The 20,227-nt window shown below is 68.5% G+C and carries 12 protein-coding genes and 1 pseudogene; 10 read left to right on the top strand and 3 right to left on the bottom strand.

Features of this window, described 5'->3' with window-relative positions; all coding sequences use genetic code 11:
• Positions 1 to 15: 15 nt before the first annotated feature.
• Positions 16 to 1,728 (bottom strand): discoidin domain-containing protein, encoded by a 1,713-nt coding sequence (locus ACFUO4_RS40315; protein WP_383494740.1) that lies wholly within the window; start codon positions 1,726 to 1,728, stop codon positions 16 to 18.
• Between the two features lie 325 nt (positions 1,729 to 2,053).
• Between ACFUO4_RS40315 and ACFUO4_RS40310 the strand changes: the two genes are divergently transcribed.
• From ACFUO4_RS40310 to ACFUO4_RS40290, 5 genes are all read left to right on the top strand, one after another.
• Positions 2,054 to 3,046: a LacI family DNA-binding transcriptional regulator gene (locus ACFUO4_RS40310; RefSeq protein WP_383494737.1), complete on the top strand. Its 993-nt coding sequence runs from the start codon at positions 2,054 to 2,056 to the stop codon at positions 3,044 to 3,046.
• A 980-nt stretch (positions 3,047 to 4,026) separates the two neighbouring features.
• On the top strand, positions 4,027 to 4,200 hold the full coding sequence (locus tag ACFUO4_RS40305) for a hypothetical protein (protein WP_383494734.1): 174 nt from the start codon (positions 4,027 to 4,029) through the stop codon (positions 4,198 to 4,200).
• Positions 4,201 to 4,266: 66 nt separating this feature from the next.
• Positions 4,267 to 5,196, top strand: coding sequence for a hypothetical protein (locus ACFUO4_RS40300; RefSeq protein ID WP_383494731.1), 930 nt, complete (start codon positions 4,267 to 4,269; stop codon positions 5,194 to 5,196).
• Positions 5,197 to 5,540: 344 nt separating this feature from the next.
• Complete coding sequence (locus tag ACFUO4_RS40295; protein WP_383494728.1) at positions 5,541 to 5,840, top strand: hypothetical protein; 300 nt, start codon at positions 5,541 to 5,543, stop codon at positions 5,838 to 5,840.
• A 95-nt stretch (positions 5,841 to 5,935) separates the two neighbouring features.
• Positions 5,936 to 6,073, top strand: a complete 138-nt coding sequence (locus ACFUO4_RS40290) for a hypothetical protein (RefSeq protein WP_383494725.1) — start codon at positions 5,936 to 5,938, stop codon at positions 6,071 to 6,073.
• A gap of 114 nt (positions 6,074 to 6,187) precedes the next feature.
• Here ACFUO4_RS40290 and ACFUO4_RS40285 read toward each other — a convergent pair whose 3' ends face one another.
• Positions 6,188 to 6,598, bottom strand: a complete 411-nt coding sequence (locus tag ACFUO4_RS40285) for a hypothetical protein (protein ID WP_383494723.1) — start codon at positions 6,596 to 6,598, stop codon at positions 6,188 to 6,190.
• Positions 6,599 to 6,634: 36 nt separating this feature from the next.
• Between ACFUO4_RS40285 and ACFUO4_RS40280 the strand changes: the two genes are divergently transcribed.
• Positions 6,635 to 6,892 carry a transposase gene (locus ACFUO4_RS40280; protein ID WP_383494720.1) on the top strand — a complete coding sequence of 86 codons (258 nt, stop codon included), beginning with the start codon at positions 6,635 to 6,637 and terminating at the stop codon, positions 6,890 to 6,892.
• Positions 6,893 to 7,061: 169 nt separating this feature from the next.
• On the opposite strand, the gene ACFUO4_RS40275 is transcribed toward ACFUO4_RS40280, so the two are convergent.
• The gene (locus tag ACFUO4_RS40275; RefSeq protein ID WP_383494717.1) at positions 7,062 to 8,342 is read right to left on the bottom strand and encodes a hypothetical protein; all 1,281 of its coding nucleotides are present in this window, start codon (positions 8,340 to 8,342) and stop codon (positions 7,062 to 7,064) included.
• A gap of 521 nt (positions 8,343 to 8,863) precedes the next feature.
• On the opposite strand from ACFUO4_RS40275, the gene fxsT reads away from it, so the two are divergent.
• The 4 genes and pseudogenes from fxsT to ACFUO4_RS40255 all read left to right on the top strand — a co-directional run bounded on the left by fxsT (position 8,864) and on the right by ACFUO4_RS40255 (position 20,198).
• Positions 8,864 to 11,290: an FxSxx-COOH system tetratricopeptide repeat protein gene (gene fxsT, locus ACFUO4_RS40270; RefSeq protein ID WP_383494714.1), complete on the top strand. Its 2,427-nt coding sequence runs from the start codon at positions 8,864 to 8,866 to the stop codon at positions 11,288 to 11,290.
• 511 nt (positions 11,291 to 11,801) lie between these two features.
• Entirely contained in the window at positions 11,802 to 12,260 is a 459-nt protein-coding gene (locus ACFUO4_RS40265) for a hypothetical protein (protein ID WP_383494711.1), read from the top strand.
• A gap of 48 nt (positions 12,261 to 12,308) precedes the next feature.
• Positions 12,309 to 12,632 (top strand): annotated as a pseudogene (locus tag ACFUO4_RS40260) (transposase family protein); the annotation flags it as partial.
• A gap of 69 nt (positions 12,633 to 12,701) precedes the next feature.
• Positions 12,702 to 20,198, top strand: coding sequence for a hypothetical protein (locus tag ACFUO4_RS40255; protein WP_383494708.1), 7,497 nt, complete (start codon positions 12,702 to 12,704; stop codon positions 20,196 to 20,198).
• Positions 20,199 to 20,227 lie beyond the last annotated feature (29 nt).

The raw sequence follows: 20,227 nt of genomic DNA, 5'->3' as shown, positions 1-20,227 counted from the left end.
TCGGGGTAGGTGCGATCACTGGAAGACGCGCACGTAGTCGACGAGCATCTTTGCCGGGAAGGGTGTGCCGGCATCGGTCGGGCCCGGCCAGTCCCCTCCGACCGCGAGGTTGAGGATCATGTAGTTCGGGTGGTCGAAGACCCAGGGCCCGCGGGTCTGCTCCACCTGTTCTTTGTCCAGCGAGAACACGACTCGGCCGTCGAGGCTGTAGGTGATCCCTCTGCTGTTCCAGTCGGCGGTCCAGGTGTGGAAGTCGTCCGAGAAGTCGGCGTCGCCGGGTAGCCGGTACGGGGACCCGATACCGCCGCCTCCGTTGTAAGCGGGGGCGTGGACCGTGGAGTACGCGGTCTTCACGTCCTTGCCGAGCACCTCCACGATGTCGATCTCACCGTTGTACGGCCACGGCCTGCCGGTCAGGAAGTCGGCGCCCATCATCCAGAACGCGGGCCACAGCCCGTTGCCCTTGGGTACCTTGATGCGGGCCTCGACGCGGCCGTAGGTGAACTGGAACGTGGCGCCGGTGTTCATCCGCGCGGAGGTGTACTGGCAGGTCGTGCTGCCGCTCAACGGGTCACGTGGGCAGGAGGATCCAGCGGTGGCCTCTTTGCGCGCCTCCATCACGAGGTGACCGTTCCCGTCCAACGAGGCGTTCCGGTGGTCGGTGTAGTACTCCAGCTCGTTGTTCTGGCCGGTGCCCGGGTCGGCCCGCCACTTCGAGGCGTCAGGCTTGCTGCCCTGGGCGCCGTCGAATTCGTCGCTCCACACCAGTCGTGGCGGGTTGGCGGGATCCTTCGGCAGCGGGGGAGCGGGATTCGGGGCGCCCCCGGTGCCGTACACCTGGAACTCCCACAGCGAATAGCCGTAGGGGGTGGCCCGCTCAGTGCCGTACATGCGCACGTAGCGGCCGGTGCCGGAGACCGCCAGGGTTTGCTTGAACCCGGTGCCCGAGGTCGTCGAATAGATCGGTGTCCAGTCGGAGCCGTTCGAAGAGACCTGGATCTGGAAGGACTTGGCGTAGGCGGGGTCCCATTGCAGGACGACCTTGTCGATCTGCGCTGTGGCACCGAGGTCGACGGAGATCCAGCCCGGGTCGGCCCATCCCGTGGTGGAACTCGTGGCCCAGCGTGAGGCCGGGTCGCGGTCGAAGGCCCGGGCAGGTGTGCACTCCCAGCAGTTCTGATCGCTCTGAGAGGAAGAGGCGGACCCTGTCCTGCCGTAGGAGAGGAGAGTGCTGGTGTCGCCGGTGCTGCCGGCGCCGTACACCTGGAACTCCCACAGCGAGTAGCCCCACGCCGTGGCCCGTTGGGTGCCGTACATGCGGACGTAGCGGCCGGTGCCCGACACGGTGATGCTCTGGGCTCCGCCTGTACCGGCCGCGGTCTGGTGGACAGTGGTCCAGTCCTGGGCGTTGTTGGAGAGCTCGATCCTGAATGCCTTGGCGTACGCCGTCTCCCAGTTGAGAGCGACCCGGGTGATCTGAGAGCTGGCGCCGAGGTCGATCTGGATCCACTGAGGGTCGGAGAACCCGCTGGACCAACGGGTGCCCAGGTCGCCGTCGACGGCGGCCCCGGCGGTGAATACTCCCTCGGCACTCGAGGCGGTGGCGGACTTGCCCTGGGAGAGCAGGACTTCGGCAGCGTGGGCGGGAGGCGAGGGCACGGAGACAAGAGCGAGCAGGGTGGCGACTACGGCCCCTAGTAAGCCGAAGCGACGCAGCTGAGTTTGCACGGGCGACTCCTCAAGTGGGGGAGAGTTGAGGGAGCGCTCCCTGAGGGGAGAATGCTGGGGCCGCCAGGGACTGTCAATACATCTTTCACAAAGGGATTGAAGGGCGGACCGGTACGGTCACAGGCTCAGGGAACGATCCCTGACCGAGGGAGAGTTGAGGAGGTGCCCGCGAGAAACTGCAAAGTCTTGAGGTGCCTTGAGGGGGCTTACGCTGCACTGCCTGCGGATATGCTGTTGCCATCGTCACGAAGCAGAGCTGGAGGCCCTTGATGGCGACACCCTCCCCTCGCACAGGCCCGGGAGGCGGCACAGGGGCGGATCAGCCATGAAGCGCCCCACACTGCAGGTGGTCGCTGCCCGGGCAGGGGTGTCGAAGTCGAGCGTCTCGCGCGTGATCAATGGTGAGGCAACGGTCGCCCCGGAGATCCGGGACGTCGTCATGCAGGCGGTACGCGAACTCGGCTACGTGCCCAACGGAGCGGCCCGCAACCTCGTCACCCGTCGCACGGACACCCTCGCGGTGGTCGTCTCCGACCCGCCTCAGGGCGTCGTCTCCGACGATCCCCTCTTCTCCGCCGTCGTCCGCGCCATCAGCCGAGAACTGGAGAGCGCAGGCAAGCGTCTTGTGCTCATGCTGGCGGAATCGGACCAGAGCCGGTTCCGGGTGGAGCAGTACATCGCGGGCGGGCACGTGGACGGCGTACTCCTCGTCGCCCTGCACGGAACGGACCCGCTGCCGGCGGCCCTCGCCAGGCAAGACCTGCCAGTGGTGTCGTTCAATCGCACCTCCGCACAGGATGTTCCGTACGTAGCCCTGGACAACACGGGCGGGGCGGAACTGGCGGTGCGTCACCTGCTGGAGCGCGGGCGGCGCCGGATCGCGACCATCACCGGGCCCCTCGAACTTTACGAATCGCGTGAACGACTCGCGGGGTACCGCCGGACCCTTCAGGACACCGGCCGCCGCCCCATGGTGGGCCTGGGGGACTTCACCCGAGCCTCGGGTGCGCAGGCCATGCGCGAGCTACTGGCGGACGACCCCGAACTCGACGCGGTGTTCGCGGCCAACGACCTCATGGCCATCGGCGCACTGCGCGCCCTCCATCAGGCAGGGCGGCGCGTCCCGGAGGATGTGGCCGTTGTCGGCTTCGACGACATCGAGGCCGCCTCCTACACGACCCCGGCGCTCACCTCGATACGCAGCCCCATGGCGGACCAGGCGACCGCCGCGGTCCACCTGCTCCTCCAACTCATCGACGGCGGACCGGCAGATCCGGTGATCATGCCGAACCAGCTCGTGATCCGAGAATCCAGTTGAGCCGGAAGGCGATTCATCCCCTCAGCGGGACGGTCGGGTAGACCAGGGCGACCGCGGAAACGCTCTCTCCGGTTGATTGATGCGCGGTCTCGATCTCCGAGGGCGCCCGGCGGGGGAAGAAGATCAGCCATCCGGGACGACGGCCGGCAGTGGGCCGGAAAGCACCGAATCGTCTCATGCCGGGTTACTGGCGGGTGCGCGTGTGAGCGGGTCCCGTGACGGCGCCTGTCGCGCGGCCCGGCCTGCTCAGGTAAGCACGAACGGTGGACAAGGGCGCGACCGACCCTTGCGTGCATGCTCGGGGAGCCGGTGAGAACAACATGCGGAACATCGACGTCGACGTCCCACGGGACGCGATGGTCGCCTTCACCGGCGTCTCCGGTTCGGGCAAGTCCTCCCTGGCAGTACATCGGCCGGCCCTGACCAGACCGTCGACCAGGTCAGGCCGACCACGGGCGGCTGCGCGACGGGTGAAGCACACTGCTGGGTGCCTGCGCAATGGCCAGTGCGCAGGCGCGGGACCGAGCCCATGCCCGGGGTGCGCAGTCGCAGGGGCGGGCATGCGCAACAAGCTGCGCAGTCATGCGCATCCACCTGGACGGCGACTCCTCCGGCGCTGCGCATCGACGCGGCCGTGCCGTTGCGCACCCATCACGGATGCGCAGTCCTCATTGCGCATCGGGTCTGCGTGACGCTGCGCAGCCCGGTTGCGCAGCCGGGCGGGAGGGGCTGAGGGCGCCGCCTGGTCAGGGCGTGGACGGCCTGACCATGTCCCCACGAGGCCTGACCACTGTGAATGGTGCTCGAACTGTGACCGTGGTCGGCCTGACCTGGTCGATGGTCTGGTCAGGGCAGCTGGCTGAGCTGGCGGGCATGGATCTCGTCCGCGCGCGTGCACGAAGCAACCCAGGCCACATCTACGCCTCCTGCACGCCGGGCCAGGCCAGTGAGCCCGAGGCGACGGCGCATGGGACAGCGCGGTGAGCCGCCGTGGGGCGGGACTGCGCCGGGGGGTGATGGCGGCAGATCAGTTCACCCAGATCGCCAACGGCCTGCTGCGCGATCCTCAGCTGTCGTGCAGGGCGAAGGGACTCTTCGGCTACCTCAGCACCCACCGTGCAGGCTGGGAGATCACCCTGGCCGACCTGGTGTAGGCCGGTCCGGACGGGCGGGACGCCGTCCGGGCGGGCCTGAGCGAACTGCAGGACTGCGGCTACCTCGTGCGTACCCAACTGCGGCGCGCCAACGGCACCCTCGGAGAGATCGTCTACAGCCTCACGGATGTTCCCGCAGGCGGTGGTAACAGCCCTCCACAAAGCGGTGCGGTGGCATTGGTATCTGTCCCTGCCTCGGCGGCCGGCCCCCTCGCCGGGGCCGGAATCCGGCGAGGCGCGATGGCGGCCGATCCATTCACCCAGATCGCCAACCGTCTCTTCCGCGACCCCCGGCTGACGTGGAAGGCGAAGGGACTGTTCGGGCTGATCAGCACGCACCGCGACGGCTGGCGCATCACCGTCGCTGACCTTGCACGCCGCAGCCGCGACGGCGAGGGGGCGGTGAAGAGCGCCCTCAAAGAGCTTGAACGCCACGGCTTTGTGCTGCGGCAACGCACCCGCCACGACGACGGCACCCTCGGCGGGATGGTGTACATCATCACCGACCAGCCCGATGCGCAATCGTGCAGGCCGCAGCCGGAGCCGGGTTCTCCACCGGTGGATGAGCCGACGTCGGCTGACCCGCCCCCTAAGAACACCATCGTTCAGAAGACCAACCAGCAGAACACCAACCCCCTCCCTCCAGGTCCGCACACCGGCGCACACGCACCCCGCGGGATGCCACACCCGGACGGGAACCCGCCCGCACCGCCTGCCGACGAGCTGCATCCCGGTATCCTTCTGCTGCTCGACATCGCAACCAGCCGCCCCGAGTTCCTGCTGACCGGCAAGGCACTGACCGACCAGGGTCGAGTGGTGGTGACCGTGATGGTGGAGAGCGGCTGGAGTCCCGAACTGCTGCGCCACGTCATCGGCCAGGCCAGCTGGACGATGTGCTGGAAGACCGCACTGAACGCTTTCGACATCACCTTCGACGGCCGCCTCAGCAGCCCGCCAGTAGCCCACGGTGGAGGGGCGGCCCGCACCGTGCGATGAGGCTCTGACGCCTGGGCACTTCGGCGCACTGTCCGAGGCGTGGGAGCGCCGAACGGGCCAGCAGCCTGTACGACTGTCACCAGCGCGGACCGGTGGCGCCGACCGGGGGAGGGACCGGCGGTGTCCAGCAGTCCGCTCCTTCGGGGAGGACGAGGCTGAGACGGTGGGCGGCCCCAGGACGCCCTGCCCGGTGGGCGCACACCTGTGTATACCGGGCGCGCAAGCGCCACACATCATCCGGGTATGCCTCGGTGCGCTCTTCGTCGGCTCCGCGTCCAGCGGGACGATGCCTGGGCCACCACTGAGGCGGTGGCCCACCAGATGAGACGACCAAGGGGTGGGACATGGCAGTTGTGATGTCGATGAGCTGGGCTGAGGTGACCGCGGAGCAGTACGACGCGGTGCGCGAGACGGTCGGCTGGGAGGAGTCCGCACCGGCAGGGGGAGAGGTCCACGTGGCCTGGTTCGACGCGCGGGGACTTCACGTGATCGACGTCTGGGAGTCGGAGGAGGCTTTCCACGCCTTCTTCACCGAACGGCTGGCCCCCGCTGTTGAAAAGGCCGGTATCCAAGGCGTCCCGGAGACCGACTTCAGCCCGTTGCACCGGCGTTTCGTCGCCCCGGGCGTTACCGGAGCCGCGTAAGGGACGACGGCGCGGTCCGGGGTGCGGCGGATGCCCTGCACCCCAGGCTGCGGCACACGTCATGAGCTGCGCCGCATGCCTCGACCGTCGTTGTGGTGAGCGACTCTGTCGGGTATCTCAAGGGCCCCGACAGAATCACTCAGTCTGACGGCATCACCTTGCTCGGCGAGACCGGCGGCAAGCACGGCATGCCCGACAGCGCCGAGTTCCACGACCACGCGGTCAGCCGGTGACGGTCAGACCACGCCGTGAGATCGACGCACACCACAGGGCCTGCGTCCGGGTCACTGGATCAGCGGGGACTTGTCCGGCTGCCGCTTCCACTCCTGGCCGGGCAAGAGCGACCATCAGCCGGATCTGAGGCGCATCGCCGAGATCCGTCCCGAACCAGCCTTGGAGATCGAGGACAGGCAGCGTGCCCAGCTGATTTGCCACTCCGGGCACCACCCGGGATCGATCTCCTTGAGTGCCTCCATGCGGGCCTGTGACAGCTCCCCGGCATACGAGGCGGCGGCCAGTTCGCGCTTCCGCTCAGGCAGTTCGGCGACCTGCTGCTGCTCGGAGTCGGTCCAGCCGGGGGAGTCCGGGTGGGTCGGGGACGTGGGGAGCCAGTAGCCCTCGGGGTGCGCCCAGGCTTCCATCGGCTCCCCGCTGTGCGGCAGCACCTCGAACAGGGCCGCGAGGCCGGCGCACACCGCCTGGAGAGCGTGCTGCACCTTGAGGAGATCGTCGGGACAGTTGCTCTTCGTCTTTGCCACGTCGGAATATTGGGGCCTGTCTTCAAAGATCATCGGGTGGCGGATCATGTTCAGGTGATACGCCGTCATGAACTCACCGACCACCAGTGGGAGTTGCTCGCTCCGCTGATGCATCGGGCCGCGACGGGCCGGCCTCGGGTGTCGGACCGGCAGGGCATCAACGCAATGGTCTACAAGATCCGGACCGGCATCTCCTGGCGTGCCCTGCCGGAACGCTACGGACCATGGCGGACGGTCCACACCCGTTTGCGCCGCTACGCCCTGGAGGACGTCTTCACCCACGCACTCGAGTAGATCCAAGCCGGTGCGGACGCGGCTGGCGACATCGAGTGGCTCGTCCAGATCGACTCCACCATCGTCCGCGCCCACCAGCACGCCGCCACCGTCAGAAGAAACCAGGTCAGACAGCGAGATCCTGCTGGAGGACTAAAGTGCGCCCTGGTGCCATGGACAGGGCGGGAGGTCAGTCCGATGACGTTTCCTCTCGGAGCGCCAGGTGCCGGTCCGCTGCATGTAGATAATCGCGGACCGTACTGCACCCATTCGCTACAGCCAGCGCTCTGCCCTCCTGATCGAAGCTCACGAGGCTCCCCGGTCCGGGATCTTCGCCGGGCAAATAGCCCGCTGCGGCCAGGGCCTTCGCTGTGGTCTCCCAGGACTGGAACGGCGGTTGGCCTCCTGGCCCTCTGGCCCTGACGCGCACAGACACAAGCGGTGCAAGGAACCAATGCAATACCAGCGTGAGCCAACGGCCCTCTGGGTACTGCTCCGCTTCCCTAGCTGAGGTCGGGGCCAGCGGTGTCAGGACGAACAGTTTCCGTTGCTGTCCGGTCTGCCGAATGTGGGTGAACTCCCACAAGGTACTGGGGGCTTGCGAAGGGACGGCGAGCACGCAGTGGGCCTCGGAGATCATACGTGTCACGACGTCCTTCCAGCCTGTGTCCGACAGGTAGACCCGCACAGCACCGGACGGGGCGATGCGCTCCGTGGGATTGCCGAGGGCAACGAACGGCTCCCACTTGGCGGTCATGGCGTCGGCAAGGATCGTCTCCAGGCTCGCCGCATCCTGCCCGCTGAGTTCTCCGAAAGGCTGGTGCTCCGACTCGAACGGCCGCAGGTACAGAGTTCGGGCCGTCACAGCCCGCTGGGCTGGGCCAGGTTTGAGCCGGTCTGCGGCGAGTGAGATCAAACCGCCCATTGCCATGACAGCGAAGGGGGAGAGGGCTGCGTACAGGAATCCCGACCACCGCTCGACGCCGTGAGAACGCGAGGCCTCGAGTGCCATGAGGACGCCCGCTGCGGGCGCGAGCGGAATCATCGCTACGGCCAGCGCATTCAAGGATCGGTTGCCGATCGTGTTGAGGGCGGCGCGTGGCCCCGTCCGGCGGCGAGGCCGCAGAAGGACGCAAACCAGCAGAATCGAGGTCGATCCCAGCACCGCACCCAAGATGGAGCCGACCGCTATGTCGGCGAAAGTGGAGGAGAAGTCAGTAGCCTCGAAAACGATCGCCGCATAAGTCGTACACAGCGCAAGAAACGGGACCAGCAGGAACCAGGAGCGAGACCTGGGGACCGGGAGCAATCCGCGCTTGCGCAGGACTCGTTCGGTCAGGCCCACCCCGTAGAAAGTGAGGAGCATTCCGGCGTAGAAGCCGGGCAGCGCGAGCACAAAGAAGCCGAGTGCGTCCAGCACCGTCTCGATGAGCAGCTTCGTGGTGCCCCAGGTCAGCTCCAGAGTGCTCACGCGTTCTCCCCGGCCAGTCGGGCCCTGTGCTGGCGCGCCTTCTGGGAAGTTGGGGTTCCACATCCGGCGCCTATGTCTCTCGTGTCGTGCTGCCGTGCGGATGCCACGAGTGTACGAGGCATAGGTCACATCACCAACGTCAACTGTGCGTTGGGCACACCCTCCGACCTACTTCGAACCGAAGCGGTTCACCACGCCGGAGTGGACCGCGAGGGTGGCACGACAACCCACTGGACTCAACCTCAGCCCGTGCCGTTCCGCTCACGTGACCATGGCTTCCCGGCGGCCTCGCATTTCCGCGGCGCGCTGCTCGTAGCCCTCGGGGCCACGGCGCCGCTCCCAGTAGCCAAGGGCTCCATCCCGCAGAGCCAGCGGACACCGCCCCGCCATGGACCGGGGCTGGTGAAGTCCGGGTCCGGTTAGGTGGGTGCGCTTTACGCTGGGTGGTATCAGTGCGTTGCGGGTGGCTCGGGGGCGTGATGGGTAGCGGTACGGGGGCGTCTGACGGTGCGTCGGACGGGGTGTGGTTTATCAGTCATGCGGGTGCGGATCGGGCGTGGGCGGAGTGGATCGCCTGGCAGCTCCTGGACGCCGGGCATGAGGTGGAGTTGGACTGCTGGGACTGGGGTGCGGGCGATAACTTCGTACTGAAGATGAACGCCGCTCTTGAGCGCGGCCGGTTCCTGGCCTTGTTCTCGCCCGCGTATTTCGAGCCGGAGCGGTTCACGACGCCGGAGTGGACGGCGATGGTGGCACGGCAGGAGCGGATCACTCCGGTCCGGATCGCGCACGCGCCCACGCCGCCGATCCTGAGTCCCTTGATCGTCACTGACCTGTTCGGGCTGGACGACCAGGCTGCCCGCGAGTCGCTCCTGCGGGCGGTGAACGGCCCGTCCCGTCCCGGCCTGGCGCCAGCGCGCCCGCCGGGGATGCTGTCGCGGATTGGTGGTACGGGCCCGCGTCTTCCGGGTTCGTTACCGCGGGTGCGGAACCTGCCTGCTCGGAACGCGGCGTTCACCGGCCGCGACAGCGTGCTGGTACATCTGCGGGAGGAGTTGGCGTCCGGGCAGCGCGTAGCGGTGCAGGCCCTGTACGGCCGGGGCGGAGTCGGCAAGACCCAGCTCGCCCTCGAGTACGCCTACCGCTTCGCCGGCGAATATGAGGTCGCCTGGTGGATCACCTCAGAGGACCCTGCTCTGATCCCCGACCAACTCGCCGCGCTCGCCGCCCGGGCCGGCATTGCCCCCGCGGGCACACCACCGGCCGCCGCGGTGGAGCTCCTGCTGGCGGAGCTGGGAACGATGTCACGGTGGCTGCTGGTGTTCGACAACGCCGAAGACCCTGCCACTCTCGCTGCGTTCCTGCCCGGCGGCCCCGGGCATGTGCTGATCACCTCCCGCAGTCCGCTGTGGACCAGCTATGCGGTTCCCGTTGACGTCGACACTCTCTCCCGGACCGAGTCGGTGGGCCTGCTGCGCGCGCAGGGCGCGGTCCTGACCGACGCGGACGCCGACGCCATCGCCGCCACCTTGGGCGACCTCCCGCTCGCCCTCACGCAAGCGGCCGCACTGTTGGCCAGGGGCTTGTCGGCGGCGGATCTGCGGGAGGAGCTGGCGGCGAATTTGGTGGAGGTCATGAAGCGCAACCCTCCGCCTGGTTACCCGGCCGGTCTCGCCGCGCAGGTCCACCTGAACCGCACCAGCCTGAAGGCCGAGCGTCCCGGGGCGGCCGCGGTGGTGGATGCGCTGGCGCTGCTGGCCCCCGAACCCTTCCCCCTGACGTCTTGCACCGGCCGGCCTCCCGAGCAGGCGTCCGTGCGTCTTGGGGAGGCGGTGGGGGCGCGGTTGGCGGCGGTGGACACGGTGGAGGCCATCGCCCGCCACGGTCTGGCCCGGATCCAGGATGGCACCGTGCAACTGCACCGCCTCACCCAGGACCTGCTCACAGGGCAGATGACCCGCCCCGAACACGATCAGGCGCAGACGGATGCCGAAGCCCTCCTGACCGCGGCCTCCCCCGGTGATCCGGCCGATCCGCGGTGGTGGCCGGCCTGGCAGGTGCTGCTCCCGCACGCCCTGGCCCTCGATCCCGCCCAGCTCGCCACCAGCGGGGGACGGTACGTGGTGGGGCAGGCGTGCTGGTATCTGATGGACCGCGGGCAGCCCCGCCCGGCCCGGGAACGCCTGCAACGACTCTACGACGCCTGCCTGCAGCAACTGGGCCCCGACCACGGCGACACCCTGCAAGCGGCCCACAACCTGGCGCGCGCCTACGACGACACCCGGGACCACGAGCGCGCCCGCGCCCTGGACGAAGACATCCTCAGCCGCCGCCAGCGTCTCTACGGCGATGAGCATCCCGACACCCTGGCCAGTGCCGTCGCACTGGCCGTGCGGCTGCAGGCGCTGAGGCGGTATGAGGAAGCCCTCGCCCTGGAGGAAAAGACGCTTGCGGTGCAGCGTCGGGTGAGGGGACCAGAGCATCCGGACACGCTGCTGACGGCGTCCAACCTGACCAACCGTCTGGCGGAGGTGGGTCGGGTGGAGGAGGCGGTGGTGTTGGCGGAGGAGACGCTTGCGGCGCGGCGTCGGGTGTTGGGACTAGACCATCCGGCCACGCTGGTCACGGCGTCGAACCTGGCCATTCGTCTGGCGGAGGTGGGTCGGGTGGAGGAGGCGGTGGTATTGGGGGAGGAGACGCTTGCGGCGCGGCGTCGGGTGTTGGGACTAGACCATCCGGACACGCTGATCACGGCGTCCAACCTGGCGATTCGGTTGGGGACGGTGGGTCGGGTGGGGGAGGCGGTGGTGTTGGAGGAGGAGACGTACGCCCGGCGGCGGCGGGTGTTGGGTGAGGACCATCCCGACACTCTGAAGTCTGTTGAGGTGATGGAGTGGCTCAAAGGGCGACAAGGCGAAGGTCCGGAGGTACGCGCCTCAGGGGAGTGACTTCGCCTACTGCCCGCGGCAGCCCGCTTCCCCCCGTGGGTGTCTACCAGCGCATAAGTCGATGATGTGGAGCTCGACGTCGGGCTGGCAGTGGGTGCAGCCGGGCAGCCCGGCGCTCGGCGGGCGGCCCTCGCCGATGCCGAGTTCGACGATCCACTCCGGCGGCGCAGGCCCGGGCGCGGCGGCCGTGTTCCTGCTCGCGTTCGCGCTGCCGGAGGGCTGCGATCTTGCGGTCGATGCGCTCGATCCACAGGGCATGCCAGACCCTCATTCTGTGTCATCAGACGGGCCACCGGCCGCGCGGCGGCCCGGTTCAACTGGCCGTTGCACTGGCGGCTGGCGCCGGCGCAGGTGGCGTACAAGTCGTCGTCCACATTCGTCGCTCTTGCCTGCGCACGCGTACCGAGTGTGGCGTAACAACAGCAGGAGGCATGCCGGAAGCCTTGCCGGGGCCGGTTTGAAGGCCCCATCGTCCTATCGTGCGGCCACGGCATCTGGGGGTGGAGGTCGTATGGAGGCGGAACTCGCAAAGGCTCTCGTGGGGGCTCTCGCCCTGGTCATCTCGATCGTCTCTTTAGTCTTGGCTCGCCTAGCTGACATCCGGTCGAGGAAGGCAGAGGTGATCCGGAACTTGTTGGGCGAGAAGGAAACGGTGGCGTTCGGCGCCCTCAAGCTGTTGCGCGACGGTCTTCCGCCGAAGCGCTCAGACCGGGATCTCGTCATCGACGCAGTCATGCAGGCTTGCGTTTTCGAAAGTTCGGACCGTGCGCGGGCTTTGCTGTACCGAGCCATCGAACTGAACCGTGAACAACATGAGCCAGAATTCCTTGATGCCTTTCACAGAGTGGAGAAAAGCTTCAAAGCCATGGACGTCTACGGCTTCAGCGTGGCGGAGTTGGATCTCAAGAATGGCCACACCCGTCTCGGAGCCGTAGGTAAAGTCCTGGGAGGCCGGGCCAAGTCCCGTTAGGCCCGTTCCCCGGCCGTACGCTCTACAACTCAGGTCCTTGAGCCTTTTCGGCTGCCTCCTGGCAGGCATCGACTCGCCATCAGGATGTCGCCCATCCCGGCGTGCCTGAACCGGCAGATGCTCTTGTTCGCGGAGCCGGGCCTATGAAGGCGTCGGCGCCACCGTTCGCACCCCCTACTATCACCACCGCGAACACCCCGAGTACTACCAGCAGTTCAACCGTGATCACGCCCGCCTGCGGGCTCCCGGAGAACGCGCCTTCGCGCAACTGAAGACCTGGCGACTCCTCCGACGCGCCAGAGCTCCGCCCGCCGCATCGGCACCATCGTTCAAGCCGCCCACACCCTGATGACCAGCACGTATTCAGGATGAAAGAGGTTCAGTGATGGAGTACGTCAAAGAGGGGATGCCGTTGCGTCCGGTTCGTGCTGGTCTCGAATCATGAACGGGAAGACCTCGCGGTTGGGTCTGTACGAGTTGCTCGCACCGCAGTTTTTGGCTGGCTTCACCTTCCCGGAGTACGTGGACCGCTACCTGTCGACACTCGGGGTTGACGAACTGCACACCGCGCACGACGGCTCGGCGGTTGTGTACTCGGGGCGCTGCTCCTTCACGGGCGCCGCCGGAGCGGCGCCCGAGCGCGCGCACCATGACCCGAGCGGGGCGGTGTTCGAGTGGGGGGATGTGACGCTGGACTTCCGGCTCACGCTGCCCCGCGACGGCGCCGCATTCGTGTCCACTGCGGTCGGCGCCCCGATGGTCGGCTCCCCCGGCCTCAACGCGCTGTTCAACGCCTTCGGCGCCGTGGAGGGGGCCGGCACAGCACCGACCGAGTATCCCGGCGTCCGCTTCCGCCTAGAGCTCATGGCCAGTGCGCTGATCTTTCATCTCGGCTCGAGCTGGCGACCCGGAATGCTCGATTCGAACGGTCGCGTCGTACCCGATCCGGCGCGTACCACCGACGACGTGCGCTTCGTCCTGCCCAAGGTCCTGCTCGCCTACGAACAGAGCGACGACCTGACCACCCCGCCGGCTTTCGAACTCTCGTCCTGGGGCTCCGGTGGCTTCGACGCACCGCACGACCTCGCGGCCGGCGAGCTGGTGCGGATGGAGCCGCCGCTCGCGATCCACGAGTCGGGCCGCATCGGCTTCGGCGTCGACCAAGTCCTGCTCGACCTGTCCGAGAACTCAACGCCGCCGGAGATCCTGCAGTTCTTTGGCACCGATGAGGCGTTCCGCGGCGTCTATGTGCGCAGCGCGCGCGTCTACTACGCCGACGCGGACAAGGACTGGGCGGTCAACGTCGGCGCACAGGACGTACTCGTCTCGTTCGCCGGCGAGGTGTCGCTGGAGACCTCGCTCGACGTGATCGGGCCGCAGTCGAAACTCGAAGTCACCGTCCGGTTGTTCGAGGGAGTACGCCCGGTTTCGTACGTGAAGGGGACGGCAACCGGCACGATCGTCCCAGGGCACGCAACGATCCTGAACACCGGCGTCGTGCAGCTACTTGTGTCAGGCGGAATCCCTCCGTACGCCATCCAGGCCCGCCTTGGTGACGGCGCGAACGCCGAAGAGCTGTGGGACCCGGCCGCACGCCAGGCGCCGCTTTCCCCAGGCGCGCCTGCGACGCTGCGCCCGGCCGGCCCGGCCACGCTGCATATCCTCGTGACGGACGGCGGTACACCGGTCGCCGGCGGAACCCGGCAGACCTACCTAGAGGACATCGATCTCACCATCCAGGCGGCGCTCGCAACCCAGGACGGCGCGCCCGCCGACCGCCCCGCCGACACGGCGCCGCGCGCCGATGCCGTGTTCGAGGTCACCAGCCGCAACCCCGCCCCGTTGCCGCAAGGCTACTCACTGTCCTGCACGCCGTCCTCGAGCGGCCTGACCGAGACCATCGTAGTGACCGGCGGTCAGGGCCCGACGGTAACTGTGGGCGGAACCGTGCGCACGCCCGACCCCCGCGGCGCTGTGTCATTCGACGTACCCGAGGGAACTGACCTCTCGATCAGCGTGAGCTGGCCGCCACTGGCGGGCGCGCCCGGCGGTGAGTTCCGGCTCGGCTTCACGCTCGACAGGCCTGAGGTCGACGCCACCGCCCTGGGCCTGGAGCAGCAGATCTGCGCCTATGCGGCGGGCACGGAGTCACCAGCCGACTTCCTGTTCGACGCGAGCCGCCCTACCGGAGGAGGGCCGCCCGCGTCCAGCGTTGTGGCCGCATTACAGGACTGGGTGACCAACCAGGTGCCCGCGACGGCGCACTTCCAAATCCAGGGGCACGCGAGCTTCGAGAACGTCGCGAACCAGGCACGCGATCAAAAGCTGTCCGAGGCACGTTTGGAGATCGCCAAACGGATGATCCGGGCCGCCCGCCCGGGCGCCGTCTTCGACTCCGAGCAGGCAACCGGCCACACGAAGGCGAAGGGCTCCTCGGATCCCCACGCGGATCGACATCGCGTCGCGATCATCACCGCGCCCGCCGGCCCGCCGAGCGCCCCGGCGGCAACGCTGCAGGCCCACATCTCCCGCGCGCCCGCGTCGACACCCCAGCCGGTCCAGCCGCCCGAGCCCCCGGCCACGCCGCCGCCCGAGCCGAACCGCAAGCCGAACGTGTTCCGACGCGCCGGGCTGCGCGTGCGGCTCGAGCGCAACGTCCTCGTACTCGCCGAAGTCAGCGGGCGGCTCGACCTGGAAACCGACATGGAGGCCGCGCTGCGCCAGCAGACGGGCTCGGCGACCGGCGACCTCGGCCTCGCCCCAACCACGGCCGCGGTGAACGAGAACCCTGAGGACGGCGTCGTCGACTTCCTCCTCAGCGTCACCTACGACCCAGCCACGCACCAGCTCGCCGAACGTCTCTCGATCGGTGCCGCGCCCGAGGACCGTAACGGCCTGCTGCAGATGACCAACTCTCGCAGCGGCTCCGGCAGCAGCGCGGAGAACGTCTTCAAGGACACCTTCGGCGCCCTGCTGGTGATGGCGCCGGTGATCAACACCGCCGCGGCCGCCGTTGACCCCGGCAGCGCCGGCGACTGGGTCGCGGTCGGCGTCAGCCTCGCGGTTCCTGCGGCGGTCGGCGCACTCGGCGTCTTCAAGACCGACAAGGTCACGCTGTACGGCGGGGAGCTCAAGCTCCGCCAGAATGTCCCACCCGATGAGGCCGTCGCGTTCACCGACGCGGGCGTGACCTTCGACTACAGCGTCGAGTTCGGGATCGAGATCGAGCAGCTCGACATCGCGACCACCAAGCCGCTGAAAGTCCGCTACCGCGCCGTCGGGTTCAACCTGCGCTTCGCCGACGGCATCCGCTACCAGCCGATCTTTGACACCTCCAAGGGCTACGAACTCGACCTGTCCGACCCCGGCCTGTTCCGCCTCCCATCGCCGCTCGGCGACCTGCTGAAGATCCTCAGCGCACGAATCGCGCGCGTAAACCCGCTGACGCTCGAAGTCGACCTCGGCCTGAAAGTCGATCTCGGTGTCGTCACCGTTGACCGCTTCAAGGTCCGCTGGCCGCTGGACCCGCTGGGGCCTCCCTCGATACTGCCGAGCGGTGTCAAACTCGACATCTCCAATGTGCTCGTCGGCTCGGGCTACGTGAACATCATCGAGCCAGCGCCGAACGAGACCGGCGAGCTGTCCGGAGGAGGTTTCGAGGGCACCGCCGACGTCAGCCTCGTCCCGCTGAAGCTGCGCATCAGCGCGAGCCTGGGTGTGCGGATGCTGAACATCGGCCAGCGCAAGGCCGTCGCGGTGTTTGCCGGGCTGATCGTGGAGCTGCCAGCGCCGATCCCACTCGCCCAGTCGGGGCTCGGCATCTTCGGATTCAGCGGCCTGTTCGCAATGCACTACAAGCGCGACGAGCGCCCACCGGACGGTACGGCAGTCGGCCCCGCGCTCCGATGGTTGATCCGGGCCGAGGGCGAGCCAGCAAGGCTCGTCGTCGAGGGCGACACCCTGTGGGTGCCAGAGCTGGACCGCTGGAGCGTCGGCGCCGGAATGATCCTCGGCACGACCGATGGGTTTGTGCTCAATCTGCGCGGGATGCTCGTGCTGGAGCTGCCGGGCCCGCGCATCCTGATCTTCATCAAGCTGCAGATCGTCGCCGAGGTTCCCAGTCTCGGCGAGGGCGGGCTCGATGTCGGGATCCTCGGCGTGATCGACCTCGACTTCGCGCGCAAGCAGCTGACGGTCGGGTTGATCGCCGACCTCGGTCTCGGCGAGGTCCTGCGCGTAACCGTGCCGACGGAACTCTTCGTCAAGCTCGACGACCCGCGCATCTGGCACTTCTACCTAGGCAAGCACACTGCACCGGCGACCGCGCTGGTGCTTAACCTCGTGCGCGCCTCTGGCTACTTCATGATCGAGGGCGACCGGATTGAGGACTGGCAGGGCACCGACCCGCCGACCGACCTGCCCGGCCTGGCGCTCGCCGCAGGGCTGGAAGCCTCGATCGTACTCGGCGACGAGAGCGTCGGCCTGTACCTGCGGGTGGCTGCGGGAGCGCACCTCGGGATCTCCTTCTCGCCCGTCCTGTTCCTGGCTGGTCGCGTTTTCCTCGAGGGCGAGCTGCGGTTGTTCATCGTGAGCATCGAGGCACGCGGCGATCTACAGGCGCAGGTGCTGGTCGAGTCGCCGGATCACGCGCGGACATTCATCGACGGCAGGATCTGCGGCAAGGTCTCATTCTTCTTCTTCAGCGTCGAGGGCTGCGTCCGGCACTCGATCGGTGTACCGGTGACCGATCCACCGGCCGCCGACCTGGTCAAGAACGTCTTCCTGCAGAGCCACGCGCCGGTGCTCACTGCGGGACAGGGCGGCGACCGGCCGATCGACGCCAGTCTCGGCGACGCTGCGCGAGACGCATCGTCCGGTCCGACCGTGCCGATCGACACCGTGCCGGTGATCCAGTTCGGTGCCTCGCCGCTGGTAGCCGGCGCGACAAGCTTCACGACCGCGATCCCGGGCTCGCCGCAACAGACCGCCGACGGCTTCATCTCAGTCGGCGGCGACCGCGAGGTGCGCTACGACCTGCGGCAGATCTCCCTCTCGCCGCCACTGCCCACCGCGCCAGGGCTGCCGCCTGCCACTTGGCGGACCGAGCGCGCACCCAACCCGAACAGCGCGGACACCTCGATCGACCTCGCCCTGATGTCGCGCGCCCCCACCGTCGCGGAGCGTGCGCTCGAGCGCTCCACCGACCTCGACGCCTCGATCACGCGGCGCTGGAGCGCGCTGTGCGACCCCGTCGCGCCACCGACGTGCATCCTGTTCACATTCTGCGGCCAGCCGCTCGGACCGTCCGGCGAATCCGGCGAAGGCTGGACGCTGCACGGCACCCCCGCACCCGACCCACCGGGCACGAGCCGGAGCGCGCCCCCGGACACGCGGCTCGAGGTGGACGAACCCACTCCAGCCCCGGCCAGCCACCTACTCGGCGTCGTGCTGGCCGACGCCGGCCTCGGGATGACCGTCCCCGCCGAGATCATCGGGCCCAACGTCGAGGTCACCCCGCCGGACGACCCACCACCGGAAGACCGCACCTGCATCACATTCCCACGCAGGCCCCCACAGCCGGGCGCCAACCCACTAGTGAACCCCGGCGCACGCTTCACCGTGTTCGACCACGCCGGCGCACTGGAGCCGGACACGCACATCCAGACGATCGCGGGCATCACCGGACTGCGGGTCGGCTTTCGCACCGACATCGCGCTGGACGAGCCGAGCCCTCTGGTGGAGCTCGAACTCGTACACTTCAGCTCACCGGCCAAGGTGACCGCGATCGGCGCTGGCGGAATGTCGCTGGTGACCATGGCAATGACGCCCGACCAAGCGACGCTGCAGACACTCGTGCTGCGGACCAGGATCACGACGCCAATCGCACGCGTCCGCATCGACGCTCCGCAGAACGAAGCACTGCTCCTGCGCGTCTGCTTCGCGACGCCGCCGCAGGGCCTGAAACCGTCGAACGGCCGCTCACCCGCGCTGCGCACTCGGCGGGTGCGCCGCGATGCGCGCGCGGCCCGGCTCGCGGCCGAGTTCCGGTCACGCCAGGCGGCGCGGCAAGCGCTGGAGGCGGCTCTGCTAAGCGAGCGCCGCGCCGCCGCCGCGCTCGCTGCGCCGCCGGGACTGGCCCGCGCCGCGGCGCCCAGGGCGGTGGGAACCACGACACCCGATACCCGCCACTGCTTCCGCGCGCTCAAACTGCCCCTGCGGGTGGAGACCAAGCGCCAGGACCCACTCAAGCCGGAACGCGAAGCGCGTAAGCAGGCCAAACGGCTCGGCGACGACCGCTGGATCGTGCTGCGCACGGGCCGCGCCGTCGCCGTGACGCTGCTGCTCGCCGTCGAGAAATCCCTGCTCACACAGAGGGGTCTGCTCCTGGAACAACTTGCCCCTGACGGGGCGGTACTCGACTCGCGGCCGGCCTCCGGCCTCGGCCCCACATTTGTGACCGGGACGACGACCGGCCTGCCCGCCGACTGGCTAGACCCATCTGGGACCTGGCTTTCCCATGTGGAGCCGGTCGCGGCGTTCCTTGCCGACCCCGCCTTCGCCGGTCTCATCCGCGTCGTAGTCACCGTCAAGCCTTTGGAGGAGTGCGACCGGCTGCGCTTGCGCGTCCCTGCCAAAGCTCCTGTGGTACCGCCGCCCGGCGTGCTCGTCGGAGTCGTCCAGGTGTGCCCACTCGCCGAACAGGAGCGCGTCGCGACCGACACCGAGATCCGCAGCGGTCAGATCAAGACGCTCGTCGACTACCTCACGGCGGGTACGCCGGTGCCGCTGCTCAAACCGGACACGCCGTACACGCTCAGCGTCCGCTACGACGTCAGCGCCCGGCTTGCTGGCGGCTCACCCTCCAGCCAAGGGCAGCGCACACAGTCTTTCCGTTTCCGCACCGACGGGAATCCGCCGCCACGGCTGGACCCCTGGGTCCTCGGGACCACGCCCGACGACGAGGAGCGCTTCCACTTCACGGATGACCCGCTGAAGCTCGTCTTCAACGATCTGGCCGTCGTGCAGCTCTACGCCGCCTACGGCCGAAAGCTGCGCTTCGTCCTGCGTTCCGCCGATGGCGTGCCGATCCCCACTCACGAGATCGCCGCGCTCGACCCCGTCGAGGCGGGGCTCAGCTCGCCCTACCGTGAATTCCTCGAGGGCATGGTCGCGGCCGGCGAACTGCCGTGCGGGGGAAAGGCCACGGCGCAGGCGCACGGGGCGTGGACGGCACCAGTCCCGCTGCGCCCGCTCATGGACTACACCCTCGACGTCGAGCTTGACCCCCAGCCGCCCGCCCCGCCGGCCACGCAGGCGAGCACACCGCTGTTCCGCCGCACCTTCACCACGTCACGCTTCGCGTCGGTCGCAGCACTCGCCGACGATCTGCGCGGGCGGCGCATCCGCCATCGCGCGCTCACAGCGCGGATTGCCGGACTGCCGACCGACGCCGTGGCCGTGGCGAGCGACGAGGAGCTGCAGGCGGCGCTGATGGCTGCGGGCGAGCAGGCGCTGCCGGCCCCAGCCGAGGGTGGCATCGTCGTCTACTGGGCGCAGCGAGCGAGCAAGACCCGTTTCACTCCGCACGCGATCCTGATCGACGCCGCCGAGCCGCTGTGGCGAACCCGCCAGGAGCCACGGCTGGAGACCGTCCCGGACCAGCTCGACCCGGCCTACAAGCGCGTCGTGCCGACGGAGGTCGACGCCCTGCGACTGGTCGAGCAGGGTTCGGCGGCGGTCGCTAGCTTCGTGCACTCGCCCGGGGGCGCACGCACGCTGGCGGTTCTTGCCGACGCGGCCGTCGGCACCTCGGACACGCTCGTCTCCATCGCCGCTGAGCGCCCGGCGTCGACGCTTTTCGGACTCGCCCAACGGACCACGACGGTGCTCACGCTCACTCTCGGTCCCCAAGCCCCGTGGGAGACTGACGATGCGTAGGGTTTTGCCCAGCCTGTTCGTACTCCGCG

Source organism: Streptomyces sp. NPDC057280 (assembly GCF_042668605.1).
GTDB lineage: Bacteria > Actinomycetota > Actinomycetes > Streptomycetales > Streptomycetaceae > Streptomyces.
The sequence above is the reverse complement of the archived record's forward strand: the minus strand, read 5'-3'. Positions and strand labels throughout refer to the sequence as shown.

Excerpts from the sequence above, each read along its gene's own strand:
- ACFUO4_RS40310 (WP_383494737.1), top strand. The coding sequence starts at position 2,054 with ATGAAGCGCCCCACACTGCAGGTGGTCGCTGCCCGGGCAGGGGTGTCG.
- ACFUO4_RS40255 (WP_383494708.1), top strand. The coding sequence starts at position 12,702 with ATGAACGGGAAGACCTCGCGGTTGGGTCTGTACGAGTTGCTCGCACCG.
- ACFUO4_RS40265 (WP_383494711.1), top strand. The coding sequence starts at position 11,802 with ATGGAGGCGGAACTCGCAAAGGCTCTCGTGGGGGCTCTCGCCCTGGTC.
- ACFUO4_RS40295 (WP_383494728.1), top strand. The coding sequence starts at position 5,541 with ATGGCAGTTGTGATGTCGATGAGCTGGGCTGAGGTGACCGCGGAGCAG.